This window comes from Streptomyces sp. NBC_00631 (assembly GCF_045206895.1).
Lineage (GTDB): Bacteria > Actinomycetota > Actinomycetes > Streptomycetales > Streptomycetaceae > Streptomyces.
Map to the genome: position 1 here is coordinate 8,189,255 of NZ_CP107734.1, position 19,295 is coordinate 8,208,549.

15 protein-coding genes are annotated in these 19,295 nt (G+C 74.9%); 10 read left to right on the forward strand and 5 right to left on the reverse strand.

From position 1 onward, the window contains the following. Positions 1 to 171 precede the first annotated feature (171 nt). The 3 genes from OHB00_RS37605 to OHB00_RS37615 all read right to left on the reverse strand — a co-directional run bounded on the left by OHB00_RS37605 (position 172) and on the right by OHB00_RS37615 (position 5,590). Positions 172 to 1,197 (reverse strand): MASE1 domain-containing protein, encoded by a 1,026-nt coding sequence (locus OHB00_RS37605; protein WP_406441621.1) that lies wholly within the window; start codon positions 1,195 to 1,197, stop codon positions 172 to 174. Between the two features lie 105 nt (positions 1,198 to 1,302). Beyond that, positions 1,303 to 2,637 (reverse strand): PP2C family protein-serine/threonine phosphatase, encoded by a 1,335-nt coding sequence (locus OHB00_RS37610; protein ID WP_406441623.1) that lies wholly within the window; start codon positions 2,635 to 2,637, stop codon positions 1,303 to 1,305. A gap of 175 nt (positions 2,638 to 2,812) precedes the next feature. Continuing rightward, entirely contained in the window at positions 2,813 to 5,590 is a 2,778-nt protein-coding gene (locus tag OHB00_RS37615) for an ATP-binding protein (protein WP_406441625.1), read from the reverse strand. Between the two features lie 359 nt (positions 5,591 to 5,949). Between OHB00_RS37615 and OHB00_RS37620 the strand changes: the two genes are divergently transcribed. From OHB00_RS37620 to OHB00_RS37640, 5 genes are all read left to right on the forward strand, one after another. Beyond that, positions 5,950 to 8,823, forward strand: a complete 2,874-nt coding sequence (locus OHB00_RS37620; RefSeq protein ID WP_406441626.1) for an AAA family ATPase — start codon at positions 5,950 to 5,952, stop codon at positions 8,821 to 8,823. A 115-nt stretch (positions 8,824 to 8,938) separates the two neighbouring features. Then, positions 8,939 to 9,862 carry an alpha/beta hydrolase gene (locus OHB00_RS37625; RefSeq protein ID WP_406441628.1) on the forward strand — a complete coding sequence of 308 codons (924 nt, stop codon included), beginning with the start codon at positions 8,939 to 8,941 and terminating at the stop codon, positions 9,860 to 9,862. 75 nt (positions 9,863 to 9,937) lie between these two features. Further along, positions 9,938 to 10,966: a helix-turn-helix domain-containing protein gene (locus OHB00_RS37630; RefSeq protein WP_406441629.1), complete on the forward strand. Its 1,029-nt coding sequence runs from the start codon at positions 9,938 to 9,940 to the stop codon at positions 10,964 to 10,966. Next, positions 10,960 to 11,916 (forward strand): helix-turn-helix domain-containing protein, encoded by a 957-nt coding sequence (locus tag OHB00_RS37635; protein ID WP_406441631.1) that lies wholly within the window; start codon positions 10,960 to 10,962, stop codon positions 11,914 to 11,916. The genes OHB00_RS37630 and OHB00_RS37635 overlap by 7 nt, the downstream gene beginning before the upstream one ends. A gap of 559 nt (positions 11,917 to 12,475) precedes the next feature. Beyond that, entirely contained in the window at positions 12,476 to 12,940 is a 465-nt protein-coding gene (locus OHB00_RS37640) for a DUF5709 domain-containing protein (RefSeq protein ID WP_406441633.1), read from the forward strand. Positions 12,941 to 12,964: 24 nt separating this feature from the next. Here OHB00_RS37640 and OHB00_RS37645 read toward each other — a convergent pair whose 3' ends face one another. Both OHB00_RS37645 and OHB00_RS37650 read right to left on the reverse strand, forming a co-directional pair. Beyond that, complete coding sequence (locus OHB00_RS37645; RefSeq protein WP_406441635.1) at positions 12,965 to 13,834, reverse strand: LysR family transcriptional regulator; 870 nt, start codon at positions 13,832 to 13,834, stop codon at positions 12,965 to 12,967. 132 nt (positions 13,835 to 13,966) lie between these two features. Beyond that, the gene (locus tag OHB00_RS37650; protein ID WP_406446161.1) at positions 13,967 to 15,133 is read right to left on the reverse strand and encodes an MFS transporter; all 1,167 of its coding nucleotides are present in this window, start codon (positions 15,131 to 15,133) and stop codon (positions 13,967 to 13,969) included. A 316-nt stretch (positions 15,134 to 15,449) separates the two neighbouring features. Here OHB00_RS37650 and OHB00_RS37655 point away from each other — a divergent pair, with 316 nt between their 5' ends. The 5 genes from OHB00_RS37655 to OHB00_RS37675 all read left to right on the forward strand — a co-directional run bounded on the left by OHB00_RS37655 (position 15,450) and on the right by OHB00_RS37675 (position 19,181). Continuing rightward, on the forward strand, positions 15,450 to 16,421 hold the full coding sequence (locus tag OHB00_RS37655; protein ID WP_406441637.1) for an alpha/beta hydrolase: 972 nt from the start codon (positions 15,450 to 15,452) through the stop codon (positions 16,419 to 16,421). A gap of 15 nt (positions 16,422 to 16,436) precedes the next feature. Beyond that, on the forward strand, positions 16,437 to 16,706 hold the full coding sequence (locus OHB00_RS37660) for a hypothetical protein (RefSeq protein WP_406441639.1): 270 nt from the start codon (positions 16,437 to 16,439) through the stop codon (positions 16,704 to 16,706). Continuing rightward, positions 16,703 to 17,428: an alpha/beta fold hydrolase gene (locus OHB00_RS37665; protein WP_406441640.1), complete on the forward strand. Its 726-nt coding sequence runs from the start codon at positions 16,703 to 16,705 to the stop codon at positions 17,426 to 17,428. Before OHB00_RS37660 ends, OHB00_RS37665 begins: the two co-directional genes overlap by 4 nt. A gap of 84 nt (positions 17,429 to 17,512) precedes the next feature. After that, the gene (locus tag OHB00_RS37670) at positions 17,513 to 18,268 is read left to right on the forward strand and encodes a hypothetical protein (RefSeq protein ID WP_406441642.1); all 756 of its coding nucleotides are present in this window, start codon (positions 17,513 to 17,515) and stop codon (positions 18,266 to 18,268) included. 250 nt (positions 18,269 to 18,518) lie between these two features. Continuing rightward, positions 18,519 to 19,181 carry a hypothetical protein gene (locus tag OHB00_RS37675; RefSeq protein WP_406441643.1) on the forward strand — a complete coding sequence of 221 codons (663 nt, stop codon included), beginning with the start codon at positions 18,519 to 18,521 and terminating at the stop codon, positions 19,179 to 19,181. The last annotated feature ends 114 nt before the right edge of the window (positions 19,182 to 19,295 follow it).

The window sequence follows — 19,295 nt, forward strand, 5'->3', positions numbered from 1 at the left end:
GCGGACCCGGCAGTCCGTCCGCCTCCGCGCGTCCGCCTCCGCCCGTCCCCAGTCGCCCGTCCGCACCCGTCCCGGCCGCGGACGACGGCGCCGTCCGCACCGACCCCCGTCATCCCCCGGCGGGAAGCAGGAACCGGCCGGCGCACGAACCGCTCGGGGCCGGGGTGGGGGTCATGGTGGGCTGCTGGGCTGTTCGTCGGGTTCTTTCCGGTCCTCCGTGGTGCCGTCGGCGTCGGGGGGCAGGGCGGGGTGGCCGACCGCGGTGATCTTGGCCACCATGGCGGCGAGCTGGGCGCAGGCTCGCGCGATCTCCCTGTGGGTCGCGTCGCGCTCGCTGACGGTCGCCGCGACGAGCAGTGCGGTGAGTGAGGAGGAACCGTTGAACGCCTGCAGGGTGATCATGTTTGTCAGCAGGTCGTGACCGGAGAACGGGCCGGCGCCCCGGGCGGCGGCCACGACCGCGAAGGTGGACACGGCCAGGGCGCAGGGTGCCGCCCCGGCCAGCCGGAAGCGGAAGGCCGCCCAGATCAGCAACGGGAAGCCGAGGAACAGGAGGGGGATGCTGCCGGTCTCCAGGAGACCGACGCCGTAGGTGGCCGCGACGAGCAGCAGCGCCTCCGCCCAGCGGGAGGCCGGAGCGTTCTTCGGCCACCGCGCCGAGCGCAGCACCAGCAGGACCGGCGTCACCACCAGGACGCCCATCGCGTCACCGGTCCACCAGACCGACCAGGTGGGCCAGAAGCCGCCGGCGGGCAGCGCACCGGAGAGCGCCAGGGTCCCACTGCCCGTCGTGGCACTGATCAGCATGCCGGTGAACGCGCCGAGAAAGATCAGCGCGAGCGCGTCCCGCAGCCGGTCCAGTTCGAGACGGAATCCCGTACGGCGCAGCAGCAGGTACGAGCAGACGGGCGCGAGGGTGTTCCCCGTCGCGATCACGAGTACGGCCCAGACCGACGGCCCCAGGGAGATGTTGGCCAGGAGCGCGGCGAGGGCGATCCCGGGCCAGACCCGTGGGCCGCGCAGGAGCAGGGCCGCCAGGGCGATACCGGTGGGCGGCCACAGGGGGGTGACCTGGCTGCGCACCAGTTGCTGAATGAGCCCCAGCCTGGCCGAGCCGTAGTAGAGCGCGGCGACGACACAGATGTCCAGGACGGCCACACCACCGCGCCGGAGCTGTGCACGCCGCGCGACAGTCATCGGGCGACCTCCGCATCGACATCGCCCCGAGGTCCATCATCCGCCGGATCCCCCGAATCATCCACGGCACCCTTGAGCCGGGCGTCCCGGCGGAGCCCCCTGGGGTCAGCCGCGCGGGGTGCGCAGGGCGAGCACGGCCATGTCGTCGTGACCGTCGCTCGGGTGGTGGTCGGCCAGTGCCTGTACGAACTCCTGCAGGGGCAGATCGGCGTACGCGGTGGCGAGACAGGTGAGTTCGTCGAGGCTCGCGTCGATGGGCCGGTCCGGGCGCTCGATCAGTCCGTCCGTGAAGAAGACCAGGGTGGCGCCCGGGGGCACGAACCGGGAGTGGTCGGGGCGAGGTTGTTCGGAGTCGACCCCGAGCGGCAGGCCGGGCTCGACGAGCAGGTACTCCGCCCGGCGCCCGGGGGCGATGAGCAGCGGCGGGACGTGCCCCGCGCTGCTCCATCTCAGTTGCCAGCCCGGCCCGTCCGGTTCGATGCGGGCCAGCGTCGTGGTGGTGACGGGATTCTCGGTGATGGCCTGCAGAGTGCGATCGAGCTGGGCGAGCACCGCGCCGGGCGTGCCGCCCCCTTCGAACAGCAGTGCGCGCAGCATGTTGCGGATGGAGGCCATGGCGGCCGCCGCCCTGAGATCGTGCCCCACCACATCACCGATGACGACCGCCACGACGTCGCCGGGCAGCGGGATCGCGTCGTACCAGTCCCCGCCGAGGCGGCTGGGCTCCGCGGCGGGCCGGTAGACGGCGGCGGCAGTGAAGGGCCGCAGGTCGGGCAGCTTGGGCAGCAGAAGGCGCTGGAACTGCTCGGCTCCGAGGCGCACCCGTTCGAACAGACGGACGTTCTCGATGGCGATGCCGGCCGCACCGGCCAGGGCTACGACCACGCTCTCGTCGTAGGCGTCGAAGGGCCGTCCGTCGCGCCGATCGGAGAGGTAGAGGTCACCGTAGACCTGGCCGCGCACGCTGATGGCGACGCCGAGCAGGGTGCGCAGGCGCGGGTGGCCGGGCGGGAATCCGGCGGACGCCGGATGGGTCTGGATGTGATCCACCCGCAGCGGCTCGGGGTGGCGGATCAGGTGCCCGAGGACCCCCAGGCCGCGAGGGAAGCCGGTCTCGGCAAGAGCGGCGTGTTCCTGTTCGGACAGACCGGCGGAGATGAACTGCGCCAGGCTGTCTCCCGACTCGTCGAGCACTCCGAGCGCCCCGTAACGGGCGCCCACCAGCTCCATGGCGGTGGTCACGATGCGGTGCAGCACCGAGGGGAGCTCGACCTCCCGGCTGATGGCCACCACCGCGTCCAGCAGGCCCTGCAACCGGTCCATGGCGGTCAGCAGGGCGCGCAACTGCTCGTCGATCCGGCCCAGCTCGTCACGCAGGCGCAGGTGCAGGCCGGGGAGGTGGGGCTCCCTCTCGTGCTCCCCCTCCCCGATCCCCGACATCACGAGTGTCCGGCGACGGAAGGCCGGGTCGCGGTCACGATCGAGCGGTGCATTCCGGCCTCCTGGCGCGTCCCTGCTCCACCACTGCGGCCGCAGCGAGAACGAATAAACAGGATAAAGGCTACTTATCGGATATTGGAATGGCGCATTCATGGAGCGGCCGCGCCGGACCGGGTCAGCCCTGGTCCTCGTGGGTGAGGGCGTCCCGGAGCTGGGCTCTGGCCGTGATGCCGAGCTTGGGGAAGACCTTGTGCAGGTGGTAACCGACCGTACGGGGGGAGAGATACAGGCGGGCCGCGATGTCGCGGTTGGTCAGGCCCTGGGCGGCCAGTTCGGCGATCTGGCGTTCCTGCGGGGTCAGTTCGCCGCCTGGGGTGGCGGGGGCCGTCGCCGCCCCAGCGGCCCGGAGCTCCGCCGTCGCACGCTCGATCCAGGGGCGGGCGTCCAGGCGCTGGAAGCACTCCAGGGCCTGGCTCAGGTGCGGGCGCGCCTCGGTGCTGCGGCGGCGCCGCCGCAGCCACTCGCCGAAGTCGAGGTGGACGAGGGCCTTTTCGAACGGCCAGCAGTCGGTGGCCGAGTCGTCGAGCGCGGCGCGGAAGTGCCGCTCCGCGTCGTCGCCGTCGGTCAGCAGGGCGGTGGCCCGGTGGAGCACGGCGGCCAGCCGGGGGGAGGGGTCGGGCTTCAGGTCCTGCTCGACGGCGTCGAGCACCGTGCGCGCGTCGTCCGCCCGCCCGGCGCGGACCGCCGCGGCCGCCAGGTCGCCCAGGTAGTAGAGCGAGGCGTGGTAGTGGACGGGGGCCGGACGGAAGTCCCGGGTGAAGGTCGCGCGCAACTGTTCATAGGCCTCCGCGTGGTCGCCGGCGACGAACGCGGCCATGCCCATGGCGTGCCGGTGGCGGACCTGAAGACTCAGCGACCTGCGCGGGTCCATGCCCCGTACGGCCTGCATCGCCTGACTCCGCGCGGCCGCGGGGTCGCCCTGGAGCGCGCGCAGGGCGGCCCGCAGGATGCGGGCGCCCACGGTCACGTTGTCCGCTCCCGCCTCCGTCGCCATCCAGAACGCCTCGTCCGCCGCCTCCTCGGCCGCCGTCCACGAGCCGTTCTCGAACAGGGCGAGGGCGAGCGCCTGGGTCACGGTCGCGTTCGTGCCCGCGCTGCCGGCCCGCCGCAGGACGTCCATGGTCCGCCCGAGGACGCGCACGGCCTGCTCGGTCTCGTCCAGGATCCAGGTCGTGCCGCCCAGCGCCGTGAGGTTGCCGAGGGACTCGTCCCGCGCCAGGGCGGCCATCCCGTCCGCCAACCGCTGCGCCAGACGGGACCGTTCGTGAAGGGGATCGACGACCGCCCGCGCCCAGGCACGGCCGGCGGGATCCCCGTCCCCGTCGATCAGGCCGCCGATCCGGTCGAGTTCGGCGCGGTAGTGCGGTGCTCCGGAGTTGTAGACGGACGTGGCGGCGGTGCTCAGGGCGCCGAGGGCGAGGCCCGGGGCCGAGGCCGCGGTGGCTTCGGCGACGCCCAACAGAAGTTCCAGCGCCTCCTCGTGACGGAGCGTCACCCCGAGAGCCCAGCCGCCCAGCAGCGAGGCCTCGGCACGCAGCCGGGGATCCTCGGTCAGCCGGCCGACACGGCCGCTCAGCTCGCCGACCCACTGCGGATGACCCGCGAACATCGCGGCCTGCGCGGCCGTCAGCAGGCGCCGGGCTCGCAGCTCCGGCGCCGGGGTCAGCTCGGCCGCGCGTTCCAGCGCGGTCGCGGCCGCCGCGTAGCCGCCCCGGCCCCGGGCCCGTTCGGCGCTCTCCGCCAGGGCGTCGGCGACCTCCGCGTCCTGGCCGGTCGCGGCGGCCGCCAGGTGCCAGGCCCGGCGGTCCGGCTCCTCCGCGAGTGCGGCCGCCAGCGCGAGATGGGCCTGCCGACGCTCGTGGAAGGAGGCCGCGTGGTAGATGGCCGAGCGGACCAGCGGGTGCCGCAGCAGCACCCCGCCGTCGGCCACCCGCACCAGGCCGGCGCGTTCGGCGGGGTCCAGCGCCGATACGACGTCCAGTTCGGGGGCGGCCCGCAGGAGATCGGTCAGCCGTGCGGGCCCGGCCGCGGCCACCAGGAGCAGAGCCGCCCGGGTGGGCGCGGGCAGGCCTGGCAGGTCGGCGGCGAACAGGTTCTCCAGGCGTGCGGTGAGCGGCAGCGTGGCGCCCCCGGCCCCGCCGGCCCCCATGTCGCCGGTCCGGCCCCGGGCCAGCGCGCGGGGCAGCTCGATCAGGGCCAGCGGATTGCCGGCCGCCTGCTGAAGGATCTCGGCCCGTGCCTTGCCGCGCGGCGGATCCGGCTGCGCGTCCAGCAGCTGCCCGGCCGCGGTACGGCTCAGCGGACCCACGGTGACCTGCGGGAACGCCCGGTCGAAGCGGGCCGGTACGCCGTCCTCGCGGGCGGCCAGCAGCAGCACCACCGGCCTGCCCTCAAGACGCCGGGCGAGGAAGGCCAGCACGTCCACCGAGCCGAGGTCCAGCCACTGGGCGTCGTCCACCAGCAGGAGCAGCGGCCGGCGCGCGGCGGCCCCGGTGATGAGCCCGAGCACGCCGACGCACAGGGACAGCTGGTCGAGTTTCAGCTCGTACCCCGCCGCCTCCGGTCCGAAGGCACGGTCCAGCGCCTCCCGTTGCCCCGCGGGCAGGCCCTCTCCGGGCAGCAGCGGATGCAGCAACTGGTGCACACCCGACAGCCCCAGACCGGCCTCGCCCTCACTGCCGCGCACCCGCAGGATCCCGAGGCCCCGGGCCCGGCCCCGCTCGGCCGCCCAGTCGACGAGGGTGCTCTTGCCCGCCCCCGGCTCCCCGCTCAGCACCAGCACCTGCGGGCCGCCGCCGTCCACCGCCCCGAGCAGCCGGTCAAGACGCCCCAGCTCGGCGGCCCGCCCCAGGATGCCCGGATCGGAGAGGTGGTCGGTGGTGCCGGCGTGCATGAACCACGTCCTTGTCGTCGAGCCACTGATACGACAATCCTGCCAGCGCCCGTCGAGGGGGCGGGAGTCGCGGGTCGCCCGAGGGGGCGGGAGCCGTGGCCGGGCCAACGGCACGGGAACTGCGGGCCGGTCGACGGGACCGGAGCCACGGACCGGTCGTAGGGGCCGGAGCCGTGGTGGGTCGAAAGGGCGGGATCGTGCGCGTGCCGGCAAAGTGCGCGTGCCGGTGAGGTGGCAGCCCTGGGGACCGGCCGGGCCGGTGGCGCCGGTGACTGGTCATGTGACAGAAGCGGGCCTGCCCGGTCTTCGCGATGATGGCTCTGAACAGGGAAAACGCGCACCGCCCGGGGAGTATGTGCATGTCGGTCCACCCACCCCAGCAGTCCACGATCGGCGACGAGGCGACCGTTCTGGGCCGGGACGGCGAGATCGCGCGGATTCTGCGGTGCGTGGCGCGCGAGACCGGCGCCGCCCAGACCCTGCTGCTCCTCGGTGACGAGGGGACCGGGCGTACGACACTGCTCAGGCACGTCCGGGAACAGGCCGCCGCCGACGGGGTGCTGGTGCTGGCCGCGCAGGGCTGGGCCGAGGACCCACGGCATGCGCACGCCTGTCTGCACCAAATGCTGACACCGCCGGTACGGGACGAGCTGGCCGCCCTGCCCGCCGCGCAGCAACGGGCGCTGACGGCCGTACCGCGAGCGGACGACCCGGCGGACGAGGCCGACCTGCACGCGGGAGTGACGGCGCTGCTGGAACGGCTCGCCGCGTCCCGGCCGGTGCTGGTCTGCGTGGACGACGCCGACCTGTGCGGCCCTGCCTTCCCCGAGACGCTGTTCGCCGCGGTCCGGCAGCTGACCGGCCGCGCCCTGACCGTGCTGCTCGCCGCACGTCACGAGACGGCCCTGCCCACCCCGCCGCCCGGCACCGAGACCCTGCGCCTCGGTCCGCTGAGCGCCACCTCGGCCGCCGCCCTCCTCGACCGGCAGCCGGCGGTGCCCGCCGGCCGGCACCGGCTGGAGATCCTCGCCGAGGCCGAGGGCAACCCGCTGGCCCTCGTGGAACTGGGCCGCGGAGCGCCGGGCCCCGCCAGGGCGGTACGGCACGCGCACGTCTTCGGCGTACGGGTCGACGCGCTTCCCGCCGACACCCGCCGGGCCCTGCTGTACGCGGCGGCCGCCGGACCCGGTGAGCCCGTGGCCGCCGTGATGGCCGCCCTCGGCACCGGCGACCTGTCGGTGTGGGCGCCCGCGGAGGCCGCCGGGCTGATCGCGCTGGCCGAGGACCGGTTCGCCTTCCGGCATCCCCTGGCCCGCTCGGCCGCCTACCTCACGCGCCCGGCGGGCGAACGTCAGCAGGCGCACCGGGAACTCGCCAGGGTCGCCGTGCTGCCCGAGGTCGGCGCCCGGCACCTGGCCGCCGCCACCGTGGGCGCCGACGCGTTCATCGCCGCCGCCCTGGAGGCCTCCGCCTGGCGGCGCGGGGACGCGGTGGCGGCCGCACGCGCCCTGGAGCAGGCGGCCCGGCTCAGCCCACGGTCGCCGGAACGCGCCCGCCGGCTGGCCGAGGCCCTGACGGCGGCCCACGCCGCGGGCGACCCCGGCTGGGTCCGTGAGCTGTACGAACGGCTCGTCCGGGAGTCCGCCGAGCCGGAGTTCGGCTGTGCCGCGGCCGGTGCCCTGGCCTCCGTCCTCTCCCACGAGTCCGCCCAGCGCGAGGCCTTCGAACTGCTCGCCGACGCCTCGGAGCACTTTCCCGTCGTCGACCGGACCCTCGCGCGCGCCCTCGCCGTCCTGGCGGCGGACATCGCCGCCCAGTCCGGGCTGCCGGAGCACACGGCGGCACTGCCCGCGCTGCTCGACCGGGCCCGGCGGGCCGACGCGTCCGGGCGGTGGCGGCCCGCAACGGCCGGACCACTGGCCCGCCTGGACACCCCCCACACCCGGCGGGCCCTGGCCGCACTGTTCACCCCGGCCACCGAGGTCACGGCGGTCGCTGCGGCCACCGAGGTCATGGCGGCCGCCGGGGTCGCTGCGGCCACCGAGGTCACGGCGGTCGCCGAGGTCACGGCGGGTGCCCGGCCGCGGTCCGCCACGGCCACCGGCGCCTCGCCCGGCCCCGGCCGGACGCACAGCGCCCCCGACGCGTCGACCGCCCGCGTCGCCCGCGCCGTATTCGCCGCGGTCGCCCGCCAGGCGGACGAGGCGGACGTGGACCTGGGGCAGTCGCGGACGGCCGACGAGCGGCTGCGCGGCGCCCGCGCCTTCGGGCTGCGCGGCTGGTCGGTGCTGCCGCTCGTGGACACCCTCCTGGCCACCGGGCGGTTCGCCGAGGCCGGGAGCGTGATCGAGGACGCCCTCACGGAGGCCACGGTGCTGCGCCTGCCACGGCTGCGGGCCGATCTGGAGACGCAGGCCCTGACCGTACGCGCGCTGCGCGGCACCCTGCCGCCGGAGCCCTGGTTCACCCCCGACGTCTGGCGGGCCGTCTGCCTGGACGAGAACCGGGCCACCCACGCCCGGCTGCTGAGCGCCCGCGGCCTCGCCTCCTTCACCCGTGGGGACATGGAGGACGCCTGGCGGCGGCTGCGCGACCTGTTCACCGCCGACGGCGCGCCCCTGCACCCCGTCCTGTCCGCACGCGCCGTCGCCGAACTCGCCGTCACCGCCCAGCGCACCGGGAGGTCGGCCGAGGCCCTGCCCGTCGTGGAACGGGTCCTGGCGGAACAGGGGGACCGCCCGAGCACCAGGATGACGCTGCTCCTGCACCACGCCACCGCCCTGGTCGGCCCGGACGGCCAGGCCGAGCGGCACTTCCAGCTCGCGCTCGTCAACCACGGGGCGAACCGCTGGCCGTGGGAGTGCGCCCACGTACGCCTCAACTACGCCATCTGGCTGCGCCGTTGCCGCCGCACCCTGGAGGCGCGCCAGCAGCTGACCACGGTCCTGGAGACCGCCGAACGCCTCGGCGCCGGCGCCCTCGCGGCCGCCGCCGGCAGCGAGCTGCGCGCCAGCGGCGCCGCACCCGCCCCCGTGGGCGCCGTACCGCTGGAGCAACTCACGGCGCAGCAACGGCAGATCGTCCAGCTGGCCGCGCGCGGCCTGTCGAACCGCGAGATCGGCGAGCGGCTCTTCCTCTCGCCGCGCACCGTCGGCTCGCACCTGTACAACGTGTATCCCAAGCTCGGCGTCAGCAGCCGCCATCAGCTCCGTGACCTGGTGCAGGGCCGGTGAGGGCGCCCGAGGGCCGGTCGGGGCAGCGCCCATGACACCCGGAGGACCGGGTCCGGGACCGGGACCGCGCCCAGGTCCGGGACCGCGCCCGGGTACCGCCGTCGTCCTCGACCCCGTGGTACAGCGCCTGGTCAGCGCCGCCGGCGTGCCCCCTGCCCTCGACGACCTCGGCCCGGACGCGGCACGGCAGGCGCTGCGGGAGACCCAGGCCGACCGGTTCGAGGACTTCGACGTGGACGCGGTCTTCCAGGTGGCACCGGTCGGCCCCGCGCGGCTGCTCGGCTTCTGGACCGTACGCCCGGCCGGGGTGCCGGGGCCGCTCCCGGCCCTGCTGTACCTGCACGGCGGCCGGTGGGCGTTCGGCGACGCGCAGACCCACGCCCGGCTCATCAGCGAACTCGTCACCGGCGCCGGGGTGTGCGCCGTCGTCCCCGAGTACAGCCGCGCCCCCGAGGCCCGCTACCCGATGGCGCTGGAGGAGTGCTACGCCCTGCTGGACTGGGCGGTCTCCCAGGCCGGCGCGCTCGCGCTGGACCCCGGCCGGCTGGCGGTCGGCGGCGACTGCGCCGGTGCCACGCTGGCGGCCGCCGTGACCATGCTGGCCAAGGCGCGGAACGGTCCGCGGATCCGCGCACAGCTCCTCTACTACCCGCTCACCGACGCCCGCTGCGACAGCCCCTCGCAACACCGGTTCGCCACCGGCTACCTGCTCACCCGCCGGGCGCTGCGCGCCTACTGGGAGCGGTACGCCGCCGACCCGGCCCGCCGGAACGAGCCCACCGCGGCACCGCTGCGGGCGCGAATGGCGGAGCTGGCCGGGCTGCCGCCGGCCCTGGTCGTCACCGCCGAGGCCGACGTGGCCCGGGACGAGGGCGAGCAGTACGCGCGGCGACTGTCCGAGGCCGGGGTCGAGGCGCTGGCCCTGCGGTTCCTCGGGACCATCCACGACTTCGTGGCGCTGCACGCCCTCGCCGACAGCCCGCCCACCCGGGCGGCCGTGCTGACCGGGTGCGCCTTTCTCCGGGCCCGGCTGCGGTGACCGGCCCGGGAACGGGACCGAGGACCAGTCGGCCGACTGATGCGCCGGCACCCGTCGACCGGTGAAGCTGAGGGCATGCCAACCGCGATCGGCTCCTACGAGGAGAGAACCCGGCGTCCGGCGGGCGCGGCGAGCGAGCGGACCAGGGTGCTGACCACGCGCTCGGTCCCGCCCGACGAGAGCCTGGAGTACTGGCACGACGCCGTGTTCGACACCCTGGTGGGGATGGAGATCGCCGCCGAGGGCCCTGCCTACGACGCCACCCTGCGCACCGACCGCCTCGGGGACCTGCGGATCACCACGGTGGAGGCCGACCCCGGCCGGGTCCACCGGGGGCCGCGGTTCATCGCCCGCGGCGACGGCCGCGAGGTCTTCGTGGCCGTCCAGGGCACCGGCCGGGCCCGGGTCGAACAGGACGGCCGCGCCACCGAGCTGCTCCCCGGCGACATCGGGTTCTTCGAGACCCGCCGCCCCTTCCGCACCACCTTCCCGGACCGCTTCCGGATGAAGATCTTCGCCATACCGCGCCCGCTGCTGATGCTCTCGGAGGCCGACGTACGGCAGCTCACCGGCCGCGCGGTCCACCCGGGCGACGGGCTCCCCGCGCTGCTCGGGCCGCTGCTGGAAAGGCTGGCGGACACCTCCGCGTCGTACACCACACCGATGGCCGAGCGGCTGTCCGAGAGCGTCATCGACCTGGTGGCGGCCACGGCGGCGGATCAACTGGGCGCGGACCCGGCCGAGCTGCCGGGCGCCGACGGCGTGCTGCTGACGCGCGTCAGGACCTACATCCGCTGGCACCTGTCGGACCCCGGACTGACCCCGTCCGTCATCGCCCGGGCGCACGGCATATCGGTGCGCTGTCTGCACCGGCTGTTCGAAGGCGAGGGCACCACCGTCTGCCGGTGGATCCGCGACCTGCGCCTCGGCGAGTGCCGCCGGGAACTGGCCGCACGCCCCCCGGGCCCGGTCAGCCTGGGCGAGGTCGCCCGCCGCTGGGGGTTCACCGGCGCGGCCGGGTTCGGCAAGGCCTTCCGCAGCTCCTTCGGGCTGTCCCCGACGGACTGGCTGGACCGGGTCCGGGCGGACGGACCGCCATGCTGACCGTGGTGTCCTGCGCCGCCCGGGACCTGGCACCCGGCGACCGCCTCGGCGCCTGGCAGCGCGCCCTCTCGCGGACCTTCGTGGACGTCGAGGTCACCGTGGCGCACGACCGTCCCTGGACCGGCGAACTGGTCGCCGAACGGCTCGGCGCCCTGCAGATCGCCACCGAGGACTTCGGCCCCGGCACGATCCTGCGCGGCGCCCGCGCGGCCGCCGCCGACCCACGCACCCACATCCTGGTCCGCCGCCAGTTGACCGGCACCGCCCTGCTCCTCCAGGACGGCCGCACCGCCGAGCTGCGCCCCGGCCGGCTGGCCTTCTGCGATGCCCGGCGCCCGTTCCGGATCGTGCTCCCCGAGCGGCAGCGGACCCGGGTCTTCATGGTGCCCCGCGCCCTGCTGCGCCTGGAGGAACGGCAGCTGCACGCCCTCACCGCCACCGCGGTGGACGGCGCCGACGGGGGCGCGGCGGGCCTGCTGCTCCCCCTGCTCGACGGACTCGCCGACGAGGTGTCCCGGCCCGAGCCGAGCCGCCGCGAACAGCTCGCCCGGACCGTCGTGGACATCCTCGCCACGCTGGCTCTGGACCGGACCGGCGGGCAGGCCGAGTCGGCCCTGTGGGAGCGGATCACCGCGTCCGTCCGGGCCCGGCTCGGCGAACCCGGACTGGCCCCGCGGGACATCGCCGGCCAGCACGCCATCTCGCTGCGCTATCTGCACCGGCTCTTCCAGTGCCAGGGCACCACCGTGGGCGCCTGGATCCGCGCCCGCCGGCTGGAGGCGGCCCACGAGGAGCTGGCCCTGCCCGGCGCCGCCCACCGGTCCATCGCCGCGGTGGCCGCCCGCTGGGGCTTCACCAGCCCCTCCCACTTCAGCCGGGCCTTCCGCGAGACGTACGGCATGTCGCCGGCGCAGTGGCGGCGGGCGGCGGGCACGGACCAGGGCGGCTGACACCGCCGCCTGTCGCCGACGGGCGAGCCAAGGTGCACACCGTGAACGATCCCCCCTGCTTCCCCCGCCTACCGTCCCGAGCACCGGCCTTCGGCGGAAAGAGGCGAGTGGAAAGAGGCGAGTGGAAAGAAGCGAGTGGAAAGGGGGGAGTGGGAAGGGGCGAGTGGGAAGGGGCGAGCGAAGAGGGGCGAGTGGAAAGGGGCGAGCGAAGAGGGGCAAGCGGAAAGAGGCAAGCGAAGAGGGGCAAGCGGAAAGAGGCAAGCGAAGAGGGGCGAGCGGAAAGGGGCGAGGACGCCGGTCACGCGGTCGAGGACCTGGGGGCCGCCTTCGTGCAAGGCGGGGCGGCGGGTGTCCGCGACGGTCCGGTTACCCGGCGGTGGCGTGGCCGGACCGCGTCAGGTCGGCATGCGCCGGCCGGCCCCTGGCACCCGACCACCGTCCGGCCTTCGCACACGGGCCACCGGCGTTTTCGTGGTCGCGCCGCGCCGCCGCGACCACCGCCTCTACCCTTCCGCTTGACGACCGGATCGAACGATGACCGAGTGACGATGGAGCGCACATGACCGACGAGGCGATGGGTGACGAGGTCTACCAGCCGGACGGTTCCGAGGTGCAGGACGACGCGGGCCTGCTGGACGCCTCGGACACCCTGGACTACCGGGCCGGCGAGGAGGCCCTGGACGAGGGGTACTCGCCGCCGGAGCGGCCCTGGGCCGTGGAGCACACCGGCGTGACGGCGGCGGAGGGGCGACGCGGGGAGACCCTGGACGAGCGCCTCGCCGAGGAGGTGCCCGACCTCGCCGTCCCGGAGGGTGACGACCTCGGCGACGTCTGGGACACGGACGGCGAACTCCTCGACGACGAGGTCGGCGACGTCCGCGCCGGACGGCTCCTCGCACCGGACGAGGGTGCGCACGAGGTCACCGACTCGGACCTGTTCGCCTCCGACCGGGGCCTGGACGGCGCCGGGGCGTCGGCCGAGGAGGCCGCGATGCACGTGATCCCGGAGTCCGGGAACTTCTGACGGCCGGCCCGTCGGCCGGGCGGTTCAGGCGAGATGGCGCAGCAGCGCCGCGACGGCCGCCGGGGGCTCTCCCGGCGGCCGTACCACCATCACCTTCCAGGTCGGCGCGTGCCGGGCGATCCGGTAGGTCGCCAGGTCCGGGAAACGGCCGGCGATGGTCGGTGGCATGATGCAGACCCCTAGGTCGCCCCGGACCAGTTCGGACGCGGCCACGATGTCGTTGACCTCGAAGGTCGTGGCGCGTTCGACGCCGGCCGCCCGGAACGAGCGGTCGGCCGCCTCCCGGATGGCCCAGCCCGGCGTGAACTCCACCTGCGGCAGCTCGGCGATGTCGGCCAGGTCGACGGTGCCTTCGGGGCCGCTCGTGGTGAGACTCCGGCGGGGTGAGGCGACCAGGACCATCTCCTCCCGGGACAGCAGCCTGCTCACCAGCCCGCGCTGCTGCTGCCGGTCCAGCGCCACCACCGCCAGGTCCACCGTGCCCTCGCGCAGCGCCTGCCGGATGTCGGCGACCGCCGCCTGCCGCAACTGGACGACCACCCGCGGGTGTTCGGCCCGCAGCGCGCCCAGCGCGAGGTGCAGGTCCGCCCAGACCCCCTGCATCGTGCCGACCGTCACCCGGCCGCACAGCTCCCCCTGCGCCGCGTGGACCGCTTCGCGGGCCAGCTCGGCGGCGCGCAGGGCCTGCCGGGCCGCCGGGACGAACGCCTCACCCGCCGGGGTGAGGCCGACCCGGTGCGTGGTCCGGGTGAACAGGGCCGTGCCGAGCTCGCGTTCCAGCGCGCGGACCGTGCCGGAGACAGCGGACTGGACCACGTGCAGCCGCCGCGCCGCCGCCGTGAACCCGCCCGTGTCCGCCACGGCGACGACGACTTCCATCTGCCGCAGGTCCATCATCCGCTCCCGGTGGCGCAGCGCCCGCCTCTGCCGGGCGGCGGTCTGGGCCGCATCCTAGGCAGGCGCCGCCCGGTTGTCCCGGACCGACCGGCGAGCGGCCCCCACCGCCCTGTGCCGAGCGCGACCGCCCTATGCCGAGCGCGCCACGTGCTCTCGGCGCTCGGTCAGCCAGTACAGCAGGGCCAGTACCGGCAGGGCGGCCCCGAACAGGCTGACCGCGCTCCAGCCGCCCAACCGGTAGGCGAGGGACCCGAGTTGCGAACCGAGGGCGCCGCCGACGAAGAAGATCGCGATGAAGGCGCTGTTGAGCCGGGCCCGGGCGAGGGGGTCGAGTTGGTAGACGGTGTGCTGGCCGAGGATCAGGCTGGTCTGCACGGCCATGTCGAGGGCGACGGCCGCGAGCCCGATCAGGACGACACTGTGCCGGCCGAAGCCCGCTGCCGCGAAGGCCAGCGAGGCGACGCCGAACGCGGCACCGGTCATCGGCCGGGCCAGCCCGCGGTCGGCCCAGTGCCCGGCGAACGGGGCGACGGCCGCACCGGCCGCGCCGACCAGCGCGAAGACCCCGACACCGACGGCGGAGTAGTGGAAGTGCGGCCCGGTCAGGACGTAGGAGACGGTGGTCCAGAAGGCGCTGAAGGCACCGAACATCGCCGCCTGGTACAGGCCCCGGCGGACCAGCGCGGGGTGCGTGCGCACCAGCGCCGCCGTGGAGCGCAGCACGTGGTGGTACGGCACGGAGGTGGTCGGCGCGTGCCGGGGCAGGGCCAGCCGCAGCGCCACGCCCAGCAGGAGCATCAGGACGGCCGAGCCGAGGTAGACGATCCGCCAGCCGGCCATGCCGGCGACCAGGCTGCTGAGGGTGCGGGAGAGCAGGATGCCGGTGAGCAGGCCGCTCATCACCCGGCCCACGACCCGGCCCCGGGCGTGGTCGGGCGCCAGGCTCGCGGCGAACGGGACGAGGATCTGCGCCACCACCGAGGTGGCACCGCTCACCAGCGAGGCAACCAGCAGCATCGGGAATCCGGTCGCGAGACCGGCCGCCACCAGGGCGAGCGTGGTGACCGTCAGCAGCGCGGTGATCAGGCTCCGCTTCTCCAGCCGGTCGCCGAGCGGGACCAGGAAGACCATGCCGATCACATAGCCGACCTGGGTGAGGGTGATCAGCAGACCCGCGGTGCCCTCGCCGATGTGGAAGACACCGCGCAGTTCGGACAGCAGCGGCTGCGCGTAGTACAGGTTCGCGACCGTCATGCCGGAGGCGACGGCGAACAGCGCGATCAGCGGGCCCGGCACCCCGTGGGCGGCCTCGGCGGCTGCCTCCCGGCGCGGGGAACGGACTTCTTCGGACGACGACTGGGACACGGGACCTTCCTCACAGGAGGCGTTGCTCTCACCACCCCCCAGCGCTCGGCCGTCCTCCATGCTTCCCTCTCGCGGACGATGATCCGGGATGTCAGTCATCTCGATCAGAGATGACCCGGGGCCCGCGTGCGCTGCGGGGAGACCGGCAGTGCACTCAGGGGCAACTGCACGGCGCACAGTGCTCCTACGGTGAACCGCGGTGGCGCCGGAACGACCGGTGTGCCCCACGCCGATCCAGGAGACTCGCATGTCCGAAGCCGTCACGCCCGTCACGCCGGTGCTCGAACCCGCCGCGCAGGCCTTCGTCGAGGCCACCGCCAACCCGCCCTACCTCTTCGACCTCGCCCCCGCGGAGGGCCGCAAGGCCGTCGACGAGGTGCAGTCGGGCGAGATCGCCAAGCCGGCCGTCGACGAGGAGTGGATCACGGTCTCCGGCGGTCCCACCGGCACCGTCCGGGCCCGCATCGTCAAGCCCGCGGGCGCCACCGGCACCCTGCCCGTGATCATCTACATCCACGGCGCCGGCTGGGTGTTCGGCAACGCCCACACCCACGACCGCCTGGTCCGCGAACTCGCCGTCGGCGCGAACGCCGCCGTCGTCTTCCCCGAGTACGACCTCTCGCCCGAGGTCCGCTACCCCGTCGCCATCGAGCAGAACTGGACCGTCGCGAAGTGGGTCGTGGAGCAGGGCGCCACCAAGGACCTGGACCCCGCCCGGATCGCGGTGGCCGGTGACTCGGTCGGCGGCAACATGACGATCGCGCTGACCCTGATGGCCAAGGAGCGCGGCGGCCTCCCGCTGCTCCAGCAGGTGCTGTTCTACCCGGTGACCGACGCGAGCTTCGACACGGCGTCGTACCACCAGTTCGCCGAGGGCTACTTCCTGCGCCGCGACGGCATGTTCTGGTTCTGGGACCAGTACACGACCGACGAGGCCGAGCGCGCCCAGATCACCGCGTCCCCGCTGCGCGCCACCACCGAGCAGCTCAAGGACCTGCCCCCGGCCCTGGTCGTCGTCGCCGAGGCCGACGTCCTGCGCGACGAGGGCGAGGCGTACGCCAACAAGCTCCGCGAGGCCGGTGTGCCCGTCACCGCGGTCCGCTTCCAGGGCATCATCCACGACTTCGTGATGCTCAACGCCCTGCGCGAGACCCACGCCGCCGAAGCCGCGATCACCCTGGCCGTACACACCCTGCACACCGCCCTGCACACCGCCTGAACCGGGGAGGCCGGCGTGACCACCGATGACCCGCCCGAGCCCGACGGCCACCCGGGCCTGAGGCGCCTCACGGACCGGTTCACCCGGCACCAGCTCCGGGCGCGGGCCGGGCGCGAGGAGACCGAGCCGGCGGAGGCCGTCCGGACGGCGGCCTTCGACCTGGGGGCCGACATCGCGCACCCCGCCCCGGGCCACGCGGAAGCCGCCCACGACGTCGGCACCGACATCGGCGTCGACCCGCGCCGGCCGGCACCGACCCGGACAGCAGACAAGGAACTTCCATGACCGACCCCACACCCACCGTCGTCCTCGTGCACGGCGCCTTCGCCGACGCGTCCAGCTTCGCCCGGGTCATCCCCGAACTGCTGGCCGACGGCCTGAACGTGCTCGCCCCTGCCGTACCCAACCGCAGTCTCACCGGCGACGCCGCCTACATCGCCTCGGTGGTCCGCGCCGTCCCCGGCCCCGTCGTCCTGGTGGGCCACTCCTACGGCGGTGCCGTCATCACCGTCGCGGGTGCCGAGGACAACGTGCGGGCCCTGGTCTACCTGGCCGGCTACGCCCTGGAGGAGGGCGAGAGCCTCGGCGAGCTGCAGGGCAGGTTCCCCGACTCCGAGCTGGCCTCGGCCCTGGTGTACACGCCGTTCCCGGTCGAGGGCTCCGACGAGCCCGGCACCGACGTGACCGTCGGGATCGACAGGTTCCCCGCGATCTTCGCCGCCGACGTGGATCCCGGCCTCGCCCAGGTGCTCGCCGTCTCCCAGCGTCCGCTGGCCGGCGCGGCCTTCGCCGAGGCGGCCCCGGTCGCGGCCTGGAAGACCAAGCCGTCCTGGGGCCTGGTGGCGTCCTCGGACCACACCATCAACCCCGACGTCGAGCGCTACGGCTACGAGCGCGCCGGCATGACCACGGTCGAGGTCGACTCGTCCCACCTGGTCATGCTCGCCCACCCGAAGAAGGTCGCGGACCTGATCCGCGAGGCCGTCCGCAGCATCGGTACGGAGTAAACGGCGCACCCCGCACGGGTGACGCCGAGCGGGCCGCGCACCGGTGTCGACCGGGCGCGGCCCGTCCGCGTGTAGGTACGTGCCATGCGGATGACACCGGCGCGCCTACGAGCACGGCTGCGATCCCCCTGGACCTGGGCGGCCCTCGCCGCCGTCACCGGTGCGTGCGCGGCACTGCCGTTCCTCCTCGCCGGTGGCGACGGACCCCGCCCCCTCTCGGCCGACGAGGCCCGGCGGATGGCCCTCGCCCCGCTCCGCGTGTACCAGGACAGCCCGGCCGAGGTGACGGTACGGGCGCCGCTGCCCGGCGGTACGGCGGTGGTCCGTGCGGTGGTGGACGAGCGCCGGCACCGGGCGGTGGGCTGGTTCGACACCGGGGACGCGGCGGAGCGGGGGCTGCTGGCGTGGGACGGTGCCGGGCTGGCGGTCGCCCGCCCCAAGGCCGACGGCAGCGCGGGCCCGCTGGCGAGACCGGCGTCGACGGCGGAGGCGGTACGGGACGCCGCGCGGCTGAGGCCGACGGCGTGGATCCGCCGCCGGTACGGGCCCGCCTCGCTGGACACGGCGCTGCGGCTGACGCTGTCCCTGGCCGCCGACCGCCCGGACGACGCCCGCCGGATCGCCCGGTCGGGCCGACGCCATCTGGGCACGGACCGGATCGACGGCCGGCGCTACGACGTCGTCTCCGCCGGTGACGTGCCGTTGCGGTACTGGATCGACGGGGCGGGGCGGCTGCGCCGGGTCAGGGAGGACCTGGACGACGACCGGACGATCGTGGTGGACGTGACGGGGGAGAGGGTACGGACGGCGGTGCCGGACGGGCCGTGGGCGAGGGGCTGAGCGGGGCTGGGACCGGGGGGTGGGGGACGCTCACCGGCGCTGGCAGGGTGCCTCCCCCAGAGGGGGACCCCCAGCGCCCACCCGTGCCGCCCCAGCGGCACGACCGCCCGCGGCTGTACAGCGCCCCGTAAGGGGGCGGGGCCGAACGGCTCTGTGAACCACCCCACACCACCTGTGAGTTGAGCGCACTGCCTGTGGATCGCCGTACCACTCCCCGACAGGTCGGCGCCGGCTGCAAGGATGATGCGCCATGACGGCAGGGTGGTGTGCGCGCACAACACGGTCCGCGGTGTTCGCGGCCGTCTGCGTGCTGCTCGCCGCCCTGGGGCACGTCCTGATGTCCGGGAACCGGGTCCCCGCCTCTGCCCTGGCCGTCGCCCTGGCACTCACCGGCGCCCTCGGCTGGGCCCTGTCCGCACGCGAACGCGGGCTGCCGCTGGTGGTGTCCGCCGCGGTCGGCGCCCAGACGGCACTGCACTCCGGCTTCTCCGCGGCTCAGGTGTGGACCACCCACACCACGCCCATGGGGTCCATGCACATGGACACGGCCGGGGACATGGCCGCCATGAACATGGGGTCGATGCACATGGGCCCCGCTCATACCGACCCCGTCGAATACCTGGGCTTCGGCGCCGGCGGCACGGCCTCCACCGGCATGCTCGCCGCCCACCTCCTCGCCGCGCTGCTGTGCGGCCTCTGGCTCGGCCACGGCGAACGCGCGGCGTTCCGTATCGTCCGGGCCGTCGCCGGCCGGCTCGTCGCGCCGTTCCGGCTGCTGCTCGCCCTGCCGGTCACCCCCGAGCGCCCGCGCCCCCTGCTGCGCCGCCGCCGTTCGGACCGCGCGCCGCGGCTGCTCGCCCTCGTCCACGCGATCACTACCCGGGGTCCGCCCGTGCGGACGGCTGTCGCCTGACGACAGCTGGTGTTCCGGGGCCGCCCAGGCGCGCCCCGGACGAACACGGCGGCCGCACGCCCCCATCCGCGGGCACCACAGGGCCGTCGCCCCCGCTCACCTTTCTCACAAGGA

Bases quoted from the DNA above. Each gene is read 5' to 3' on its own strand.
- OHB00_RS37620 (WP_406441626.1), top strand. From the start codon at position 5,950: ATGTCGGTCCACCCACCCCAGCAGTCCACGATCGGCGACGAGGCGACC.
- OHB00_RS37670 (WP_406441642.1), top strand. From the start codon at position 17,513: ATGCGGATGACACCGGCGCGCCTACGAGCACGGCTGCGATCCCCCTGG.
- OHB00_RS37640 (WP_406441633.1), top strand. From the start codon at position 12,476: ATGACCGACGAGGCGATGGGTGACGAGGTCTACCAGCCGGACGGTTCC.
- OHB00_RS37675 (WP_406441643.1), top strand. From the start codon at position 18,519: ATGACGGCAGGGTGGTGTGCGCGCACAACACGGTCCGCGGTGTTCGCG.
- OHB00_RS37665 (WP_406441640.1), top strand. From the start codon at position 16,703: ATGACCGACCCCACACCCACCGTCGTCCTCGTGCACGGCGCCTTCGCC.
- OHB00_RS37610 (WP_406441623.1), bottom strand. From the start codon at position 2,637: ATGTCGGGGATCGGGGAGGGGGAGCACGAGAGGGAGCCCCACCTCCCC.
- OHB00_RS37655 (WP_406441637.1), top strand. From the start codon at position 15,450: ATGTCCGAAGCCGTCACGCCCGTCACGCCGGTGCTCGAACCCGCCGCG.
- OHB00_RS37635 (WP_406441631.1), top strand. From the start codon at position 10,960: ATGCTGACCGTGGTGTCCTGCGCCGCCCGGGACCTGGCACCCGGCGAC.
- OHB00_RS37615 (WP_406441625.1), bottom strand. From the start codon at position 5,590: ATGCACGCCGGCACCACCGACCACCTCTCCGATCCGGGCATCCTGGGG.
- OHB00_RS37630 (WP_406441629.1), top strand. From the start codon at position 9,938: ATGCCAACCGCGATCGGCTCCTACGAGGAGAGAACCCGGCGTCCGGCG.
- OHB00_RS37605 (WP_406441621.1), bottom strand. From the start codon at position 1,197: ATGACTGTCGCGCGGCGTGCACAGCTCCGGCGCGGTGGTGTGGCCGTC.
- OHB00_RS37645 (WP_406441635.1), bottom strand. From the start codon at position 13,834: ATGGACCTGCGGCAGATGGAAGTCGTCGTCGCCGTGGCGGACACGGGC.